The sequence below is a fragment of the Roseibium sp. genome (assembly GCF_965216085.1).
Taxonomy (GTDB): domain Bacteria; phylum Pseudomonadota; class Alphaproteobacteria; order Rhizobiales; family Stappiaceae; genus Roseibium.
Map to the genome: position 1 here is coordinate 1,416,801 of NZ_OZ244138.1, position 18,221 is coordinate 1,435,021.

Below are 18,221 nucleotides of genomic sequence, written 5' to 3' on the forward strand. Positions count from 1 at the left end.
TGCAAATGTTGGAGTCAAACCACTAGTCGACAAAATCGCGATAAAGGCGCAGGCCGAGCATCCGGGTCAGTTGGACCATAAGAACCAGCGCCAGCACGGGCAGAATTGCGGCCGGCCGCGGCACAACAACAAGCAGCATCAGGAGTACAGTTGCAAACCCGAAGAGGATTGCGGACAGAATTGTGCTGGTGTCATCGTTATGGCTGCGGGTGTTGTCTCGGTGCTTCAGCATGGGGGCCTCCGTCATTTCCACGGCAGCACTTTTCTATGAAATTGCGCCGGTACACGGTCGCCACTTGGGCTTTGCTGGCGCCATTTCATGACAATTATGGGGCAGGTTAAGGCGGCGCAGCGAAGGCAGGAGTTCCGTAAAAAGCGGCGTTAGAAAATATTTGTCAGAAGTTCATTCTGAATATTTCAAGTTTTTCACCTATTTATTGACTAAATTGCTGATAAATCTAAATAAAGAGAGACTTTAACTGAGTGATTTTATGGTTTGTTTGCTTTTTCTGACGATACTTGAAGCTGGGTAGGTCCAATGTAGAGAGTGTGGACAAATATGTCAGTGGAAGCAGTGCGCAGTGCGCTGGCCAAAAAACCGGAAACCGACGCGCCGGAAGAAAACCAAAAGGCGATTGCTCCGGACGAGCCACCCGCGTTGGCCCTAGCCGGACTGCAGTTTTTCGTTGCCGACATCTCCAATAAAACAATTCTCTGGCACGAACTCGGTAGTCAAAGTTTTCATAGTGAAGTCAAAGATTTACAACAGGCTCCTTCGGCCCAGGCTTTGCGAAACCTGGCTGCAGAGGACCGCAAGACAATACTGCATCTGATTCAGGGCGCGCTTCGGGAGGGTTCTGCGGGACCCTTCGATGTCGGCGGAGGGCCTGATCACCGAATTCCCGGTATTCCGATTGTTGCACAACGCTATCACCTTGCAGATGGACGGACCGTTGTATTCTGCTTCCCGTCCATCGGGGAGGATGAGAACCCCGGACGTATCGTGCTGGGACTCGCGCCAATCCTTCAGCACTTTGTAGCGTCCTCCAATCGTGTAGTCCTGCTGGTCGACAATTTCGGCTATGTGCGGTTTGCCAGCGATGGTTTCGTCAAGACGTTTCAGATCGAGGATGCACGTCTGATTATCGGGCGCAATATAGCCCACATACAGAAACGGGTTGGCCGGACGATCGTTTCTCTGGCGTTGGGGGCATTGACCCGCAGGGCGAGCGCCACCGGGCGGGGGAAGTTTCTGCTGGCCTCCAATGATGCCATCGAGCTCACCTATGAAGCCATGCATTTCCGAATTGGCGGAACAGTTGGCGGGGTTCTGTTCTCGGCAGGCCGGGTCGGTGGGGATGTCGATTTTCTGAAAGTCTTTGAGGTTTGCAGCGCCCCCATGTTGGTCGTCAATTCCAAGTCGCGCATGATCATTGCGGCGAACAAGGCGGCAATGAAAACCTATCATCTGACAACAGACATTATGGACAACAAGACGATCACGGAGACCTTGCTTCATCCGAACAACTATTCGTCTTTGCTCGGTGCTGCCCAGGAAGGCGCTGAAATTCCCATGTCAGTTCCGGTTAACATGCTCAACGGCCAGACCAAAAAGAAACGCTTCCGGGCCATGCTGATTGACAAGGACAGCAAGGAGCCGAAGCTGGTTCTGGAAACCAGGAGCTAATCAGGGCTCCGCGCGTCCTCAATTCCGGCGGCAGAATGCCCTTTCTTTGGGAATGCTGGTCAGGTCCTAAATATCTGCCCGCTTCTCCTTGTAAGATTGCTCCCATGAAGCATGTTTTGCGCAAAGTTTTCCTTGTTTTCCCGGGAAAGCAGTTCTACGTTCCGCGCGCTAACTTTCCCGTTTCCCCCTGGAGGACATTATGGGCTTTCTTGCTGACGCATTGGCGCGAGTTCAACCTTCTGCGACCATCGCTGTCACCAACAAGGCACGCGAGCTGAAAGCCGCAGGCCGCGATGTGATCGGTCTCGGTGCTGGCGAGCCGGATTTCGACACCCCGGATAACATCAAGGCAGCTGCCATTAAGGCAATCAATGACGGTAAGACCAAATACACGGCTGTAGATGGCATTCCGGAGCTGAAAGCTGCGATCGTCGAAAAGTTCAAGCGGGAAAACGGACTCACGTACGAAACCAATCAGATCACGGTCGGCACCGGCGGCAAGCAGGTGCTCTACAATGCACTGGTCGCGACGCTGAACCCGGGTGATGAAGTCATCATCCCGACCCCGTACTGGGTGAGCTACCCGGACATGGTGTTGTTGGCTGGCGGTGAGCCGGTGATCGTGGAAGCGGACAAGTCCACCTTCAAAATCACACCAGAGTCTCTGGATGCTGCGATCACTTCGCGCACCAAATGGCTTATCTTCAACTCGCCGTCCAACCCATCTGGCGCGGCTTACACCGAAGACGAGCTGAAGGCGCTGTGTGAAGTTCTGAAAAAGCATCCGCATGTCTGGATCATGACCGACGACATGTATGAGCACCTGGTCTATGACGACTTCAAGTTCACCACGCCGGCCCAGGTTGAGCCGTCACTCTACGACCGTACGCTGACCGTCAATGGTGTCTCCAAGGCCTATTCCATGACCGGCTGGCGGATTGGTTATGCTGGTGGCCCGGTAGAGCTGATCAAGGCCATGGCCAAGGTACAGTCCCAGTCGACGTCGAACCCGAACTCGATTGCACAGTGGGCTGCGGTTGAGGCGATCTCCGGCACGCAGGACTTCATTCCGAAGAACAACGAAGTCTTCAAAGGCCGCCGCGATCTCGTGGTTTCCATGTTGAACCAGGCAAGTGGCATCACATGTCCGGTTCCGGAAGGCGCGTTTTACGTGTTCCCGTCCTGTGCGGGCACCATCGGCAAGACAGCGCCGTCCGGCAAGGTGATCGAGAACGACGAAGACTTCGTCACCGAGCTTCTTGAAACCGAAGGCGTTGCGGTTGTGCACGGCTCGGCCTTTGGCCTCGGTCCGAACTTCCGGATTTCCTATGCAACCTCAACGGAAGCCCTGGAAGAAGCCTGTACCCGCATCCAGCGCTTCTGCGGCAATCTGAAGTAAGACTTTCTGGATATGAAACATCAAGGGCGGCCGAGTGGCCGCCCTTTTTTATATGCTTGTAACCTGGACTTGGCGAACCTCTAACTCCGTTCTAAAGGCCGCAGGAAATGGCGGTCGTAGCGCCGGATGCAATCGGTCTTTTCCGCCAGCTCATATGCCTTCAAGCAGTCTTCATCTTCCATACTCTTTGTCCGGTACTGCTCATATTCGGCCAATGAGGGGAAGGAAAACAGGCTGACGGCCAGGTCATTCGGGCTTTCGTGCGGTAGGTAGTAGCCGTGATGAATACCGCCGAATTTCTCCACTAGCGGTATCCACATTTTTGCGTATTCCTCAAACTCGGCAATCTTGGACGGGTTGAGTTCATACTGCACATAACAGGTGATCAAATTCGGGTCTCCTAAAGCGGCTGGTGGTTTGGCATTACTTGCCAAGGAAACAGTCAGAAGTTCAACCGTTTAGGTCTGCCGACTGCTCGACCTTCTTGCGAAGCAAGCAATCAGCCTCTCAAAGGACTTGCCCTATCCGATGTCTAGCTCGCCCGGACCTGCTCGATAAAGCCGCTGACTTCAGATTTCAGCCGTTCGGATTGTGTCGACAACTCCTGCGATGCTGAGGTCACTTCGCCAGCTGCTGCCCCTGTTTCCTGGGCGGCTTCGCTGACACCGGCAATGTTGATGTTGACGTCATTGGTTCCAGAGGCAGCTTCCTGAACACTCCGTGAGATCTCCTGAGTGGTTGCGCCTTGCTCTTCCATGGCCGCGGCGATACCTGTTGCAACTTCATTTAGGTTCAAGATGCTCTCTGAAATCTGCGACATGGAAGACACCGCGTCTTTTGTTGCGGACTGAACTTCTTCGATTTGCCGGTTGATCTCTTCCGTCGCCTTGCCGGTTTGTCCGGCGAGTTCTTTGACCTCAGAGGCCACGACCGCGAACCCCTTGCCAGCTTCGCCTGCACGGGCGGATTCGATGGTCGCATTCAAGGCAAGAAGATTGGTTTGTTCAGCGATATCGGAGATGATCTTGACCACATCACCGATTTTTTCGGCCTTGTTCGACAGCACTTCAATCTGATGGCTGGTGTTTGAAGCCCGTTCAACGGCCTCTTGTGAAGCTTCAGATGCACGAACCATTTGCCCGCTGATTTCACTGATGGAAGCGGCCATCTCTTCCGCAGCCGTGGCGACGGTTTGGACATTGGCTGTTGCCTGTTCTGAGGCATCGGCAACAGTTGCGGCGCGGGTGTTGGCTTGGTCTGAAATATGGGCCATTGCTTCGGCCGTCGAATTCAGTTCTGTCGATGCGGATGAGACGGTCTCAATGATGGATCCCACTTTGGTGTCGAACTCATCGGCCAGCTGCTGCATGGTCTCGCGTCGTTCGGTGGCCGCGCGCTCGGCATCTTCAGCCTGTTGCTGTTCCAGCCGGTGTTTCTCAATGGCGTTCTCCTTGAACACCTGGACGCAATTGATCATGTCGCCGATTTCATTTGTCCGCATGGCCGGCAGCTCTACATCTGTATCTCCGTCAGCCAGACGGGTCATTGCCGCGATTAAACTCCGGAAACCAGAGCTCACCATGCGCATGATAACGAAGGCCAGGAATACCACGCCAAGAATGGTGGCGACGGCTGTCGTGGTGGCTTTCCATTGATTGGCAACGGCTTGCGTCTTCATCGTCGCCAGGGAGTTCAAGAGATCGGCGCCGAGCGTGTCTTCAATCTCTTTGAGGCCATTGATCTTCTTCGTGATCGTCGCGAACCAGATCCCGGCTTCCAGCCCCTCAAGGTCTCCAGAAAGACCACCTGCAAAGATGGTCTTGCGCATGCGGTCTACATCGCGGGCAGGGGCACCAGACATGATCTGCTCAAAAACGGCGTTTTGCTCCTTTGTCGCCTCGCTCAAAAAGACACCGTAATACGTGTTCTGCATGGAGACAAGCTGTTTGAACTTGTCCAGAAGTGCGGGCTCGAACTTGCCTGCAGCCAAACCGTTGGAGCCGACCGCGCGTTCAATACCGGCCCGTTCCTTGCCCTGCAGGTAATTGGTGTAGGCAAACAGCCTGCGAACAATGACCGGGTCGCTGCTCAGCGATGTCATGGAGCCGATCAGCGACAGGTTTTTGCCATTCAGCTGAGTATAATAACCAATCGCATCCTTGGCGGCGATCGTCTGCGCATCGACCTTATCCCGGACTGTACCCATTTGATCAACTTGTTTCAGGATTGCTGACAGAGCTTTAGAAAACACTGGTCCATACGTTTCCGGATCAAAGGATGCCAAAAAGCTGTCTAACTCATCATGTTTGCCGTCAGTCAGTTTACGCTGATTTGCCAGTTCGGTGACGAACCGGGTGCCGCCACTTCCCAGAAACACCGCAGTGGCGCCGCGTTCCTTTTGTTGTTCATGCACAACTGCGCTGAGTTTGGTTGAAAGATTGATCAGCTGACTGAGCTGTTCAGTCTCCTCAACGGTCTCGTATTCTTTAAAAACACTCTGTCCGGCAAATAGGATTGTCGCAATCAGTGGGATTGCTGCAACAAGCATGATTGCGTGAGTGATCTTGAGATTACGCATGAACATTTCTGGAATCCAGTTTTGACGAGGTGTCGTAAGGTACGTGTGCGGATTTGGAGGGTTTCTTGGTGTGTTGAGGTTTCTAACTAGTTAAAGTGGAGTGCTGGATTGTTGATATTGGCGTAATCTGATACCTTTTGTCGCTCTTCTATTATCTATTCTTGTGTTTATTGGCTAAGTATTAGTCCGTATAGCTCTTGACTTCGGTCAAGATTGATTTTGTTGATGAAATTCTTGTCTGCGTTACTTGATGCGGCTGGCCGCGGTCCAGATGCCTGATATTTCTTGCAGTGATGGTGGCTTGAAAGGCCTTAGGCTTTTCTGCTTCCAAAAGTTGCATTAGCATAAGGGCTCCTTTTGCGGAGTTCAGCATGACCCATTCAAAACAAAAGCGTTGGCTGACGGATCTTTTGGAAGGCTTGCCATCTATTGTCTTTATCCTGCTGTGGCGGCAAAGCGGGGATATTGAGACTGCGGGCTGGCTTGGGTCCGGTGTGACGTTGGGGGTATTGGCAGTCCTGGTTTATCTAAAGGCCAAAATGCATCCGGTGTTTATCGGGATAAACCTTCATATCCTTTTGGCAACTCCGATAATTGTTGGGTTGTTCCGGACCGGACAGACAGAAATTGCTGAGTTGTTGTCGGCAAATGCTCATTCCGGGGTTCTTGTGACAGTGCTGATCGTTGGGATTGGGCAAACTCTGTTTTCGGCAAGACGATTTTCGGCACTGGAAGACGTTTCAGACACTGTTCAGCTGCGGTATTCGCTGATGTTCTTGGGGGCTTGTGCGCTGGGCGCTGGCTGGGCGTTGACAACAACGGGCAGCAGTTTTGTGCCCGTAGTCGCGACGCTGACGGTGCTCTTTGTGGGCCGGAACTTCTTGCAGGCGCGTTTGAGCGACAAGAATGGGAGCGGAGCCGCAGCAGTTACCGGAAGCGCGGTTGGCGGCGGCAAGGGTTCTTCTGTAGATCCGGCCACCTGATGCTGGCGCGCTTGATTGCCACGTCCCTACACGATCAAATTCAATAAATCGGACCAGTGCCGCATTGGGTGCTCTTGTGTTTATGTCGGAATCGGCCTGATCCGTACAGCAAATGCTGGACAAGTCGTTTTGGATGACCTAAAGTAAGTCCGGTGGAGTTACCGAAATATTTTCTGCTTTCAAGTTGGTCGTTCTTAATGAAATTCCGATACTCTTATCTGTTGTTTGTGAATAAGAGTTACTTTTAAAAGTATATCTTGCGCGGTTTTCGGTGGGGTGAAGATGCCGCGGAAAGGCAATGACGAAAGCAGGCAGTAGTTCTGCGAGAATACAATCATGTGGGCAATTAAAACTGTGCTGTTCAGTGGAGGAGCTCATGGCTGACATTTTCAGGTTTTTTAATCCTGCGACAGGATCTCATTATTTCGCCGTCGGGGCGGAGGAGCGGGCAACAATCGCCGCGGCCAATCCCACCTGGTTAAACGAAGGCAAGGCTTTTGGCGCAGAGACTGTGCCGACGGAAGGTTTGGTTCCGGTCGTCCGCTATTTCAATCCGGAATCCGGCCGGTACCTGTTTACTGCGAGCACGTTTGAACAAGCGATCATCGTCACCCAAGGCTGGGTGCCGCAAGAAACCTCCTTCTATGTGGCGCAAGGCGCTCCGAACACGGGAACGGGCAATACGCTGGCGGTGGTGCGGATCTACCACCCGGTGTTGCAGGTTCATGTCTGGTCTGCAAATGCGGAGGAGATTGCCATTCTGGAAGCCATTCCGGGCGCCAGAAATGAAGGCGTGGCCTATTATATCGATCCAAATTACAGCGATGAAACGCCGACCACACCACCGACGGATCCGGGTGAGAACTCCATCGTCTTGACAGAGAATGTGGATGTGCCCGGAGCGACCCCGCCGGCGCAGGACACACAGGGCACAGATGCGGTTGATGTTTACACAGCGGTGCATGATCCAACGGGCAACGCTACGACGTTGTCAAACTCCGATACGCTGGACGGTGCAGGTGGCACCGACAAGTTCAATTTGACGGTGGTCAGCACCGGGAACGGGGATGTTACAGCGCCGACATCCAGCAATGTTGAAGAGTTCAACATCACCAACCAGGTGACCAACGGCAATACGTTCATCCTGAATTTTCAAAATATTACCGGTGAAACAAAGGTGGCGGATGTGTCGTCGACAAGCACCGGCGGCAGCGTCAGCCGGATGATCAATGTCGACGACGGCACAACTGCGGCGATGACCAACACGCTTGGGCTTTTTGAAGTCAATTTCAGCGGTTCGCGGACCGGAACCAGCGATGCTTTTGCGCTGGAACTGAGTGGCGCGGGGTCGGCAACGCAAGTTTCAACCTTCAGCACGGTTACCACAAACGGAGATTCGGACAGCAGCTTTGAAGTTGCCAACATTACAAGCTCGAGCACGGCCTCCTATGTCACACTGGACACGGGAACCGGGATGAGTTTGGCGACTGTGAATGTTTCGGGTGACGCAGCATTGACCCTGGGTGAAAGCCAGAACTTTGCTGGCCTGAAAACAGTAGATGCCAGTGCTATGACAGCCGGCGGCCTGATGATGGATGCGCGCGGCAGCACGGAAAGCGGATTTTCTTTCACGGGCGGCAGCGGAGACGACAGGATCGTTCTGCTCAATACCACAATAAACACCGCAGCCACACTTAATGGCGGTGGCGGCACCGACACTCTGGCGACCCAAACCTTCGGTGGTTTAACGACGTCAGTGGTGAATTCGGCGTCGAATTTCGAGATCCTGGAAGGCATCAATGGGGGTGAGTCCCTGGCCGCAGCTGGTTTTACCGGCATTAGCAACTTCCTGTTCTCGGGATCTGCAGCCAGCACTCAAACGACCATTTCCCAATTGGAGACTGCGGACACTGTTGCGTTCGCTTCCGATATCAGTTTTGCGGGCGACGATGCGTTGCAATTGCAGGGCAATGTTGTCGGGACGACGGCAAATCTTGAATTACGCGCAACCAGCACTTCAGGTGGCGAAGTGTCTTTTGCCGCTGCCAACACTGGAGCTGACACGCATGTGGTCGACTTGACCAATGTGTCGATCCTCAACCTCAGCAGCACGATCACGTCTGGCAGCCAGTCAAATGCCAACTTGATCCAGGCCAATCAGGCGGGAACAACGCACTTCGATTACGGTTTCGCGAACTCAGGAACACAAAACGTCAATATCTCTGGGTCGCATGCGCTGACCATTAGTGCGGTCGAAGGGCAGTCACTGGCCAGCGGTCAGAAAGTCGCCGGTTTCTCCGCAGCGGTCAATGTTGATGCGAGCAGTTTCACCGGTGAGCTGCGAATTGCCGGATCAGACAGCGCCGATTCCATCGGTGGTGGTTCTGCGGCCGATATCATCTATGGCCAGGATGGTGCAGATGTTATTACCGGTAATGGCGGGGCCGATCAGATCCGGTTCTCAGGCTTCAACAGCTCAACCGACAGACTGACGGATTTCACAGTCGGCACGGATAAGATTGGTCTGAACGACATAGATTTTGCCAACACAACGGCGACGCAAGCCGGTGCGGCACTGGATGCGGGCGACTACGGCTCGGTGGCTGCTGTCACTGATATCGCGGTCGGGAATGCATTGCAGGTTATAGAGCTGTCGACCTCTCAGACCAGTACAGAGTTGACCACCAGCTTAGGCGCGGCGGTCGCAGCCTACGTGCTGGTGCACAATTCAACCACTGGCAAGGGAGAACTTTGGTACGATACGGACTGGAGCAGCACGGCCGACAGATCGCAACTTGCTACCTTCGACAATGCTACGACACTGGCAGGCGTTCAGAGCTTCAGCAACACCGATTTTGTGGAATATCTCTACTAGCCAAGGTCGGCTTGTTATTCTGGTTAGTCCCGGCAGGCTGTGTTCGCGCCGGGGCAGGTGGAGAACGAGTTTGTCCGGCTGTTGTTTCTGTTGATCTGCTGTGTCCGGTTCAGCCGGTTGTTGCTCTCAATGCGCTGCTGGGTCGAGAAGTTGTTCTGCTGACGGTTCAAATTCTGATTGAGCTGTTGTTGTGCAGATGGGGCAAGTGTCGAGCCCGGCTGGATGACACCACGCGGCTGAATGGACTGGGCCATTGTCTGCTGGATGGGCAGAAAAACAAGCAAAGCTGCGGCGGCAAGGACGCAGCTTGAATGCTGGAAAACGGATTTGTTGTCGTGCGTCATGCGGAGACTTCCTGATCTTTCGGAGCCGGTTTGTTCAATGTGCCTGCGGGGATGGACAGGACCGCTACAATTGCGGCCAGCGCGAAAATCATCATGTAAAACGCGGGCGCCATGTCGTCTGATGTGCGTTGAATAAGATAGGTCGCAACGGCAGGAGCGGTACCGCCAAATGTTGCTAGGGCGACATTATAGCCGATGGATATCACGCTGATACGGACTGATCGCGGCGCAATCTCGGTCATGGTGCCGGGATTGCAGCCAAACAGCACACCGATCACGAGCGCAAATCCGGCCTGACCGAGCACGATCATCCAGGCCGCTTGATGGTGTATCGCCCAGAACAAAGGGTAGCACAATACCAGCAGGAGTATGTTGAACGTGAGCAAGACCTTACGGCGGCCAACGACATCGGAGAGCCAGCCGCCCAGGGGGACAATCAGCATGATCAGCACAAGTGCGAAGGTGTTGATGTCCATGGCTTCGGCCGTGGAGATATGCATTTGTTCGGTCAAATAGGTCACGGCAAACACGAACATGATGTAGAAACCGACATTGGTCGACAAAGCGAGGCCCGCGACCCGAAGAATATCGGCCCAATGAAAACGAATGGCCTTTACCAGCGGCGGTGTTTCCTCTAGCCCCTGTTCGGCTTCGCCGATCTCTTCTGTCACGTTCAAAGACCTGCGCAGCAGAACGCCAGCGGCCATAATAATGATCCCCGACAGGAACGCGATCCGCCAGATTCCATCTGCCATCTGTGCATCTGTAAACAGATTGGAGAGGACCGTGGTCAAACCAGAACCAAGCAGGAAACCGGCCATGCAGCCGCACATTGAGACGCTTGCGTAAACACCGCGCCTGCGCCGCGGTGCCTGCTCTGCAATGAAGACGATCGATCCGGTAAATTCGCCGCCGACGGAAACCCCTTGCAGTACTCTGAATATGACGAGGAGCACACCGGCTGCCGGACCAATCTGGTCGTAGGTTGGCAACAGACCAATACCGACCGTACTGATCCCCATCAATGTAATGGACAGTGTCAGGACGTATTTCCGGCCCAGGGTGTCCCCAATGTGGCCAAAAGCCATGCCGCCGAGTGGCCGGGCAAGGTAACCGGCGGCAAAGGCGCCGTAGACTGCCAGCAGTGAACTCAGCGGATCTGTTGTCGGAAAAAACTCAGATGCGATGTATTGGGCGAGGTAGCCGTAGATTGCAAAATCGAACCACTCAAGAACATTGCCGATCGCGCCGGCTGTCAGAACTTGGCGCATCGTCGGTTGCGGGGAAGTGTCGTTTCCGGCGGGCAGTGTGGCAGTTTCAGTCACGGTTGTCCTCCACCCGAAAATACTGTGTGGCCATAGTTCCATGCTGGCATTTTAGTCGTTTGATTGCCAGTTAGAGTTTTTCGCCGGTGCTGGACTTCATTAAGAAAACCGGCTGTAGGTGAGTGGCCGCAGAAAGATGAAACCTGTTCAAAACAAACTTGCTGATGCGGCTGCCAGGCTTTGGTCTTGACTCCGGTCAACGCCGAATTGGTGCGGTGCGGTGTATAATTTGCTTGCGTTGACGGGGACGTCGGCGCGACGATAAACCACCGCCCCAGACTGAAGGTTGCGAAAGCAATTGGGGCTTAGTGCCACGAGTGCTTTGCTTACGGCCTTCATTCCCATCCGGGCGAGACGCGGCAGGCCCGCGTCAATTCCGCCGGCCGCGCCGCGTTGTGACGAGGAGACCCTCGGGCAAACGGGAGGCATAGTATGGCGAATAACAATAATGGAAAGGCAACCTCGGGCGGCAGGGAACCGCGCTGCGTGGCGCTGGTCGGCCCCTTTGGCAGCGGCAAAACCAGTCTGCTGGAGGCGATCTTGGCGCGCACCGACAAGGTAGACCGGCAAGGGACGGTTGCTGACGGCAATACGATCGGGGACGGCTCTGCAGAGGCGCGTGCCCACGGTATGAGCGTGGAGCTCAACTTTGCCGATGCAGAATATCTCGGAGACCAGTTTCACTTTATCGACTGCCCGGGCTCCGTTGAGTTTTTGGGCGAGATGGATAGCGCGCTTTCTGGAGCAGATTTGGCTGTTGTCGTGGCTGAGGATGATGAACGCAAGGTTCCTGCCTTGCAGCTGATCCTCAAAGCTCTTGAAGCCCGCGCCATTCCGCGGGTTTTGTTTTTGAACAAGATCGATAAAAGTACCCGGCGGGTTCACGATGTCCTGAACCTCCTCCAGCCGGCGTCTGACGTACCGCTTGTCCTGCGGCAAATTCCGATCTGGGAAGATGGCCATGCGACCGGATTTATCGACCTGGCGCTGGAACGGGCGCATGTCTATCACGAGAAAGAAGAAAGCACCGTGATCGACATGTCCGATGAGGACCGGGCACGGGAGCACGAAGCCCGCTTCACTATGCTGGAACATTTGGCCGATCATGACGACAGTCTGATGGAAGCTCTGTTGGAAGATATTGCACCTGACCGGGACCGGGTCTTCGCTGACCTTGTCAATGAGATGCAGGATGGCTTGATTTGCCCTGTGTTCTTTGGATCTGGCGAACACGGCAACGGTGTGACACGGCTTCTAAAAGCCCTGCGCCATGAAGTCCCGGGCGTTGACCGCCTGAAAAACCGGATTTTGGACAATCAATCCGGAAGTGCGCTGCAGGTCATCAAGACCCTTCACACCCAGCACGGCGGGAAACTGTCTGTCGCCCGGATCCTGGAAGGTCAGGCAGCAGACGGCGACAATCTGGTGATGAAGGACGGCACGGAAGTCAAGATTTCCGGTCTTTTCTCCCTGTTCGGACAGCATGTGAACAAGATTGCAACGGCCGGCAAAGGGGACCTTGTTGGTCTTGGCCGCCTGGATGAAGTTCATACGGGCGACGTGTTGAGCCTTGAAGGCAATGGTCTAACCAGCCTGGATCAGCTTGAACCGCGGCAACCGGTGTTGGCAATCGCGATCGAGGCGGGCCAGCGCAAGGACGAGGTGCGGCTGTCGGCGGCACTCACCAAGCTGGTGGAAGAAGACGGCTCCCTGACGGTTCGGCAAAACCAAACAACCGGCGAAACTTTGCTCAGTGGCCAAGGGGAAATGCACCTGCGTGTCGCGCAGGAGCGGCTGTCCGGCAAATACGGGCTGGAGGTCACCGCGCATACACCGCATGTGCCTTATTCTGAAACCATCCGCGGCAGCACCAAGATCCGTGGGCGCCACAAGAAACAATCCGGCGGTCACGGCCAGTTCGGCGATGTGCTGCTAGAAATCAATCCCCTGCCGCGCGGTGAGGGCATTCAGTTCAGTGACCGGATCACCGGCGGTGTTGTACCCAAGCAGTATATTCCATCTGTGCGTGATGGTGTGCTGGATGCCTTGAGCCAAGGGTCCTTGGGGTTCCCGGTGGTGGATCTTTCGGTCTGCTTGGTCGACGGTTCCTATCATTCCGTCGACAGCTCAGATCAGGCCTTCAAGATGGCAGGTATCCTGGCCATTCGGGAGGGGCTTCCTGAGTGCAAACCAGTGCTGCTGGAGCCGATCCACAAGGTGGTTGTTGCGTGCCCGAGTGATGCGACAGCGCGGATCAATGCCATTGTCTCGGCGCGGCGCGGTCAGTTGCTTGGTTTTGACGCAAGACCAGGCTGGAACGGCTGGGACGAGGTCCAAGCATTGATGCCAGAAGCGGAAATCGGTGACCTCATTGTGGAACTGCGCTCGGCGACTGCCGGGGTTGCCAGTTACACTGATGAGTTCGACCATATGGCTGAACTCTCAGGCAAAGCGGCTGACCAGGCACTGCAGAAGTCCGGCAAACAAGCTGCTTAATGCACTGAGAAAGTGCTTACAGGTAACGGTGATCACGGAAAAGTCTTCCGTGGTCACCAGGGCGTTATTTGCCATTGAATTGCCTTTTCGGTTTTCTCTGCCGAAATAGGAGTTTGATAGATGAACATTTTCAAAAAGCGTAGCTGGGAACTTCCGGAGCGCGAGGCAACACCGGAACATGTTTATCTGAACCGGCGTGCGTTGCTTGCCGGCATTGCTGGAAGCGGCGCTTTGATTGGTTCCGGTCTTGGCATCCGTCCGGCATTTGCCGAGGAAGACCCGAGCGCAGGGCTTTACCCAGTAACACGCAATGCGGCTTTTACACTTGACCGGCCGCTGACGGACGAAGATGTCGCGTCAAAATACAACAACTTTTATGAGTTTGGTTCACATAAACAGATCTGGCCAGCGGCCCAGAGCCTTGAGATCCGTCCTTGGACCGTCACCCTTGATGGTTTGGTCGACAATCCGCAGACGCTTGATATTGATGACCTCTTGGCGAAAATGCCTTTGGAAGAGCGGCTCTACCGGCATCGCTGTGTCGAGGCCTGGTCCATGGCTGTGCCCTGGTCCGGTTTCCCTCTTTCTGAGCTGGTTAAATTGGCCGGGCCGCAAACCGCCGCCAAATACTTACGCTTTGAAACTTTCCTCAATCCGGAAGTGGCCAGTGGCCAGAAGCAATCCTGGTATCCGTGGCCCTATGTTGAAGGGCTGACACTGGCTGAGGCCACCAATGAACTCGCGTTTATGGCGACGGGGATCTACGGCAAGCCTCTTGCAAAACAATTCGGCGCTCCGATCCGGTTGGTCACGCCCTGGAAATATGGCTTTAAATGCATCAAATCGGTGGTCCGGATTTCCTTCACAGACCAGAGGCCGGTGAGTTTCTGGGAAGAAATCCAGCCAAAGGAATATGGCTTCTGGGCGAATGTGAACCCGTCGGTTCCCCATCGGCGCTGGCCGCAAGCAAGCGAAAAACTTCTCGGCACAGATGAACGCCGCAACACGCTTCTTTATAATGGCTATGAAGAGCAGGTCGCCGGATTGTACAAAAACATGACTGGTGAGCTTTTGTTCATGTAGAACATGTAGTGTTTTCGTTTTTGGAGCTAGAGAATAGTACCTACTTTCTCATAGAGAGTAGGTATTTTTGTACATTGCGGTTCATACCTTTTCCAAAATAGAATTTCGATAATACTCTTCTTTTCAAAGCGTGCTTGTGGGCGTGCAGGAGAAGTGAATGATTGTCGACTGGATTGCGAATGTTGGCGCGCTTTCTTTTGGTGCTCTCGCCTATTACTTCTTTGCGCGCCGAGAAACTCTCCAGAAAAACCGGCCTCTAAGCATCGCCTCTCTTGGTATCATCTTCGGAGTTTTGTCGGCGCTGGTGGTGTTAATGCCGGTGCATATCGCCGACGGATCCACATTTGATACGCGCGGTGGCCCAGCTATCCTGGCAGGCTATTTCCTTGGTCCGGTTGGAGGCCTGATAGCTGCCGGAATTGCGAGTGCGGCGCGCCTCTGGGTAGGAGGGCCATTTGTAATCGGTGGGGCGCTAAGTCCATTTGTTTACATGTTTTTTGGGGTTTGGTGTGGATCATATTGCGCCTATCGGAAAACAGGCCCCAGCCCTTTACGCTTATTTGCAATGGCTGTTCTTGGCACAATTGTCATTCTGCCCTGTTTCTTTGTCGATCAGGGGATCGAAGTCGGGTTCTCAGTTCTTCAAAATGCCTGGTATCTCTTACTTCTCGGCAATATCGCCGGTGTTGTCATCCTAGGCACAATGGTGGGGGAAGCACGCCGATTTGAGAAAGAGCACTCGGAACTCAAGACGACGATGCGGTTGGCAGATCTCGCGCGGTCATCAGCAGGAATAGCTATTTGGCGATTTGACATGGATGCCAACCGGCTGACTTGGGATGAGGCCATGTTTAAGCTGTTTGATGTCGATCCAGCGACGTTCCATGGTGAGTTTAATGACTGGGAAAAAACTGTTCATCCAAAGGATCTGGGTGCTGCGCGAGCGGCATTTGTTACCGCATATGAGCATAAATCGCCGTTTGCCACAGAATTCAGGATCATATTGCGCGATGGAACTATCCGGTGGATTACCGCTCACTGCGACTTTGTAGAAGATGACGACGGTAAGGTTGTTGAAGCAGTTGGTGTTAACTGGGATGTAACGGAAGAGAAAACTCTCGCAAAAAAACTGGCCGAGCAGGAACAAGAAGCTCGCCTTCGATCAGAGGAACTTGAAGTGACACTGGCGTCTGTGGTTCAGGGAGTCAGTGCTTTTGATTCCGATGGCAGTCTTCGCTTTTGCAACTCAAAGGTCTCAGAAATTACGGGTTTATCCAAGGATCGGCTTGTACCAGGCGTTTCAAGTGAAGATTACAACAGCTACCGCGCTGGTGCGGTCATCTCGGATTTTCACAATGGGACGAATTTAAGTTTGTCAGGCAAGGATTGGCCTGAAACTCATGTGCGTTCCCTTATTCATTTGACCAATGGTCGGATTTTGTCATTTTCAGCCGCGCCGATGCCCAACGGAGGTTGGGTGGAAACTTATGAAGATGTGACAGAAAAGGCGATCGCGGATCAACGCGTCAAAAAAGCCGCGGAAACTGACACACTGACGGAACTGGCGAACCGCTTGTCTTTTAAAAACGCCCTAGATACGGCATTGGCAAGAGCACACAGGGAAGATGCAGGTGATCAGTTTCTTTTGCTAATCGACCTGAACGACTTCAAGGCGGTGAATGACAGTTTTGGGCATATTGTCGGAGACCGGTTGCTTAAACATGTAGGCGACGTTCTCAGGACTATTGTTTCTGGAAGTGATCATGCAGCGCGGCTTGGAGGCGATGAATTTGCGCTGATTATGACTTCAAGGACTGAGGCGGACGTACACCAAATTGCCAAAAGCCTTTGCACGCAGTTTGAAGCGCCCGTCGATCTTGGCGGTTTGGTGATCAACAGCGGTCTATGTGTTGGCATCGCGACAATCCTGCCCAGTTACACCGAATCTGAACAAATTCTGTCGCGAGCAGATTTGGCGCTGTACAAAGCCAAAGCTGAAAAAGCATCCACGTACCGTTTTTATAACTTGGAAATTGCTGAGGAAGAAGCAGAGCGGCGGCAGACCAAAAGTGCACTCATCCAGGTCGTGCGGGACAGGGGTTTAGATGTCTATTGTCAGCCGATTCTAAACCTTGAAAACAAATCCGTAGACCATTTTGAGGCGCTAGTGCGCTGGCACAAGGATGACGCACATTACTTGCCGCCGTCGAACTTTATTCCGCTAGCTGAAGAAATCGGTTTGATCTCCGAAGTCGGGGACTTCGTTCTAACAGAGGCCTTGAAGGCGCTTTCGAGTTGGCCGGACGGCCTTTACGCGTGTGTCAATGTTTCTGTTCTCCAGTTAGGCAATGGGCAATTCGTGGAGAAAGTCATTAGTGGCTTGCAGGCGTATGGGATACCACCGCACAGGCTTGAACTCGAGGTGACAGAGAGTGTCGTAATGTCAGCGGGTTCAGGTGCGCACGAGGATTTACGCAAACTGCGGAATGCGGGGCTGACCTTGGCTCTTGATGATTTTGGGACTGGCTTTTCCTCCTTCGGATACCTTCAGGATCTCCCTTTCAACAAGTTGAAAATAGATCGCAGATTCGTCACTGAGGTTGATACCAGCGAAGGCAGTGCTTCCATTTTGCGCACCTTGGCAGCGCTTGCGCGTAACCTCGATATGACCTGCACCGCCGAGGGCGTGGAAAACGCCAGCCAAATGGATTTTGTTTCCAATTGCGGGTGCCACTATGCGCAAGGCTATTTTATTGGGCAGCCGATTCCCATTGATGATGTCCCGATCGTTCGATCCTCTGTTCCAGCAGGTTCTGCGGCGCAGCCTGCCAGCGTTTAGTTCCAAAAACTGATAATTGAATTTGGCAAAAAAAATGCCGGGTCAAAGACCCGGCAGTTTGAATTGATTCACTGTAACCAGTGGAATCACCTTCCAGAGGGGAACAGCTGGTCTGGGTATCACTGGGAGGAGGACGTGACACCCGTGTGACCAACAGTGATGCTTATATGCAGTGCACAAGCTGCATAAACAAGAGGCAGTTGCGCAGAGCTGCTATGCAATTTGTGCAGAGCTGCCGTTTTCTGCTGTTATTTCAGCTTTTTGAGCTTGTTTGAACTTACTAATTTGATGTGCGGTGCAGCAAAAAAACATCGTTTTTGGGGAACGAGTGAGCTCGTTGCTAACTTCTCGAGCAAGCAGATTGCCTGCATTTGCCTCACTTCTTGTGTCATTTGCCGGTCGAACAAACTTTGCGGCAACGTTTGCGCCTGTTCGGTAGTTTTGGATAGGGCGGCAAACAGACTTGGTAGTTTTCGCAAAATTGGCATGAGTGAATAATCTATAATGGTTATTTTCTTTTCTGCTCTGATCTACTATAGTATTCATTTAATAAAAAATCCCATTAATACTTTATGATTACTTTGGTTTTATTATCTTCTTTGTCGGAATTAT

The 18,221-nt window shown here is 53.4% G+C and carries 13 protein-coding genes; 7 read left to right on the forward strand and 6 right to left on the reverse strand.

Going from position 1 to position 18,221, the window contains the following annotated elements:
* Positions 1-22: 22 nt before the first annotated feature.
* Positions 23-232: a hypothetical protein gene (locus ACOOFE_RS06540; RefSeq protein WP_420414210.1), complete on the reverse strand. Its 210-nt coding sequence runs from the start codon at positions 230-232 to the stop codon at positions 23-25.
* Positions 233-559: 327 nt separating this feature from the next.
* Between ACOOFE_RS06540 and ACOOFE_RS06545 the strand changes: the two genes are divergently transcribed.
* Positions 560-1,687 carry a hypothetical protein gene (locus ACOOFE_RS06545; RefSeq protein WP_420414211.1) on the forward strand — a complete coding sequence of 376 codons (1,128 nt, stop codon included), beginning with the start codon at positions 560-562 and terminating at the stop codon, positions 1,685-1,687.
* A 199-nt stretch (positions 1,688-1,886) separates the two neighbouring features.
* Entirely contained in the window at positions 1,887-3,086 is a 1,200-nt protein-coding gene (locus ACOOFE_RS06550) for a pyridoxal phosphate-dependent aminotransferase (protein WP_420414212.1), read from the forward strand.
* A gap of 80 nt (positions 3,087-3,166) precedes the next feature.
* Here the strand turns inward: ACOOFE_RS06550 and ACOOFE_RS06555 are convergent, their stop codons facing one another.
* Positions 3,167-3,475, reverse strand: a complete 309-nt coding sequence (locus ACOOFE_RS06555) for an NIPSNAP family protein (protein WP_420414213.1) — start codon at positions 3,473-3,475, stop codon at positions 3,167-3,169.
* Positions 3,476-3,618: 143 nt separating this feature from the next.
* Complete coding sequence (locus ACOOFE_RS06560; RefSeq protein WP_420414214.1) at positions 3,619-5,664, reverse strand: methyl-accepting chemotaxis protein; 2,046 nt, start codon at positions 5,662-5,664, stop codon at positions 3,619-3,621.
* Positions 5,665-6,035: 371 nt separating this feature from the next.
* Here ACOOFE_RS06560 and ACOOFE_RS06565 point away from each other — a divergent pair, with 371 nt between their 5' ends.
* The gene (locus tag ACOOFE_RS06565; RefSeq protein WP_420414215.1) at positions 6,036-6,647 is read left to right on the forward strand and encodes a hypothetical protein; all 612 of its coding nucleotides are present in this window, start codon (positions 6,036-6,038) and stop codon (positions 6,645-6,647) included.
* 376 nt (positions 6,648-7,023) lie between these two features.
* Complete coding sequence (locus tag ACOOFE_RS06570; protein ID WP_420414216.1) at positions 7,024-9,522, forward strand: hypothetical protein; 2,499 nt, start codon at positions 7,024-7,026, stop codon at positions 9,520-9,522.
* A 23-nt stretch (positions 9,523-9,545) separates the two neighbouring features.
* Here ACOOFE_RS06570 and ACOOFE_RS06575 read toward each other — a convergent pair whose 3' ends face one another.
* Together ACOOFE_RS06575 and ACOOFE_RS06580 are read right to left on the reverse strand one after the other, a co-directional pair.
* Positions 9,546-9,866, reverse strand: a complete 321-nt coding sequence (locus ACOOFE_RS06575; protein ID WP_420414217.1) for a hypothetical protein — start codon at positions 9,864-9,866, stop codon at positions 9,546-9,548.
* Positions 9,863-11,191: an MFS transporter gene (locus tag ACOOFE_RS06580; RefSeq protein WP_420414218.1), complete on the reverse strand. Its 1,329-nt coding sequence runs from the start codon at positions 11,189-11,191 to the stop codon at positions 9,863-9,865. Before ACOOFE_RS06580 ends, ACOOFE_RS06575 begins: the two co-directional genes overlap by 4 nt.
* Positions 11,192-11,623: 432 nt before the next feature.
* Here ACOOFE_RS06580 and ACOOFE_RS06585 point away from each other — a divergent pair, with 432 nt between their 5' ends.
* From ACOOFE_RS06585 to ACOOFE_RS06595, 3 genes are all read left to right on the forward strand, one after another.
* Positions 11,624-13,687, forward strand: a complete 2,064-nt coding sequence (locus ACOOFE_RS06585) for an elongation factor G (protein ID WP_420414219.1) — start codon at positions 11,624-11,626, stop codon at positions 13,685-13,687.
* Positions 13,688-13,807: 120 nt separating this feature from the next.
* The gene (gene msrP, locus ACOOFE_RS06590; RefSeq protein ID WP_420414220.1) at positions 13,808-14,770 is read left to right on the forward strand and encodes a protein-methionine-sulfoxide reductase catalytic subunit MsrP; all 963 of its coding nucleotides are present in this window, start codon (positions 13,808-13,810) and stop codon (positions 14,768-14,770) included.
* Positions 14,771-14,927: 157 nt separating this feature from the next.
* Complete coding sequence (locus tag ACOOFE_RS06595; protein WP_420414221.1) at positions 14,928-17,609, forward strand: EAL domain-containing protein; 2,682 nt, start codon at positions 14,928-14,930, stop codon at positions 17,607-17,609.
* A 213-nt stretch (positions 17,610-17,822) separates the two neighbouring features.
* Here ACOOFE_RS06595 and ACOOFE_RS06600 read toward each other — a convergent pair whose 3' ends face one another.
* Positions 17,823-18,155 (reverse strand): hypothetical protein, encoded by a 333-nt coding sequence (locus ACOOFE_RS06600; protein ID WP_420414222.1) that lies wholly within the window; start codon positions 18,153-18,155, stop codon positions 17,823-17,825.
* Positions 18,156-18,221 lie beyond the last annotated feature (66 nt).

Coding starts and splice junctions, on each gene's coding strand:
- ACOOFE_RS06540 (WP_420414210.1), bottom strand. CDS start 232: ATGCTGAAGCACCGAGACAACACCCGCAGCCATAACGATGACACCAGC.
- ACOOFE_RS06545 (WP_420414211.1), top strand. CDS start 560: ATGTCAGTGGAAGCAGTGCGCAGTGCGCTGGCCAAAAAACCGGAAACC.
- ACOOFE_RS06550 (WP_420414212.1), top strand. CDS start 1,887: ATGGGCTTTCTTGCTGACGCATTGGCGCGAGTTCAACCTTCTGCGACC.
- ACOOFE_RS06560 (WP_420414214.1), bottom strand. CDS start 5,664: ATGCGTAATCTCAAGATCACTCACGCAATCATGCTTGTTGCAGCAATC.
- ACOOFE_RS06565 (WP_420414215.1), top strand. CDS start 6,036: ATGACCCATTCAAAACAAAAGCGTTGGCTGACGGATCTTTTGGAAGGC.
- ACOOFE_RS06570 (WP_420414216.1), top strand. CDS start 7,024: ATGGCTGACATTTTCAGGTTTTTTAATCCTGCGACAGGATCTCATTAT.
- ACOOFE_RS06575 (WP_420414217.1), bottom strand. CDS start 9,866: ATGACGCACGACAACAAATCCGTTTTCCAGCATTCAAGCTGCGTCCTT.
- ACOOFE_RS06585 (WP_420414219.1), top strand. CDS start 11,624: ATGGCGAATAACAATAATGGAAAGGCAACCTCGGGCGGCAGGGAACCG.
- msrP (WP_420414220.1), top strand. CDS start 13,808: ATGAACATTTTCAAAAAGCGTAGCTGGGAACTTCCGGAGCGCGAGGCA.
- ACOOFE_RS06595 (WP_420414221.1), top strand. CDS start 14,928: ATGATTGTCGACTGGATTGCGAATGTTGGCGCGCTTTCTTTTGGTGCT.
- ACOOFE_RS06600 (WP_420414222.1), bottom strand. CDS start 18,155: ATGAATACTATAGTAGATCAGAGCAGAAAAGAAAATAACCATTATAGA.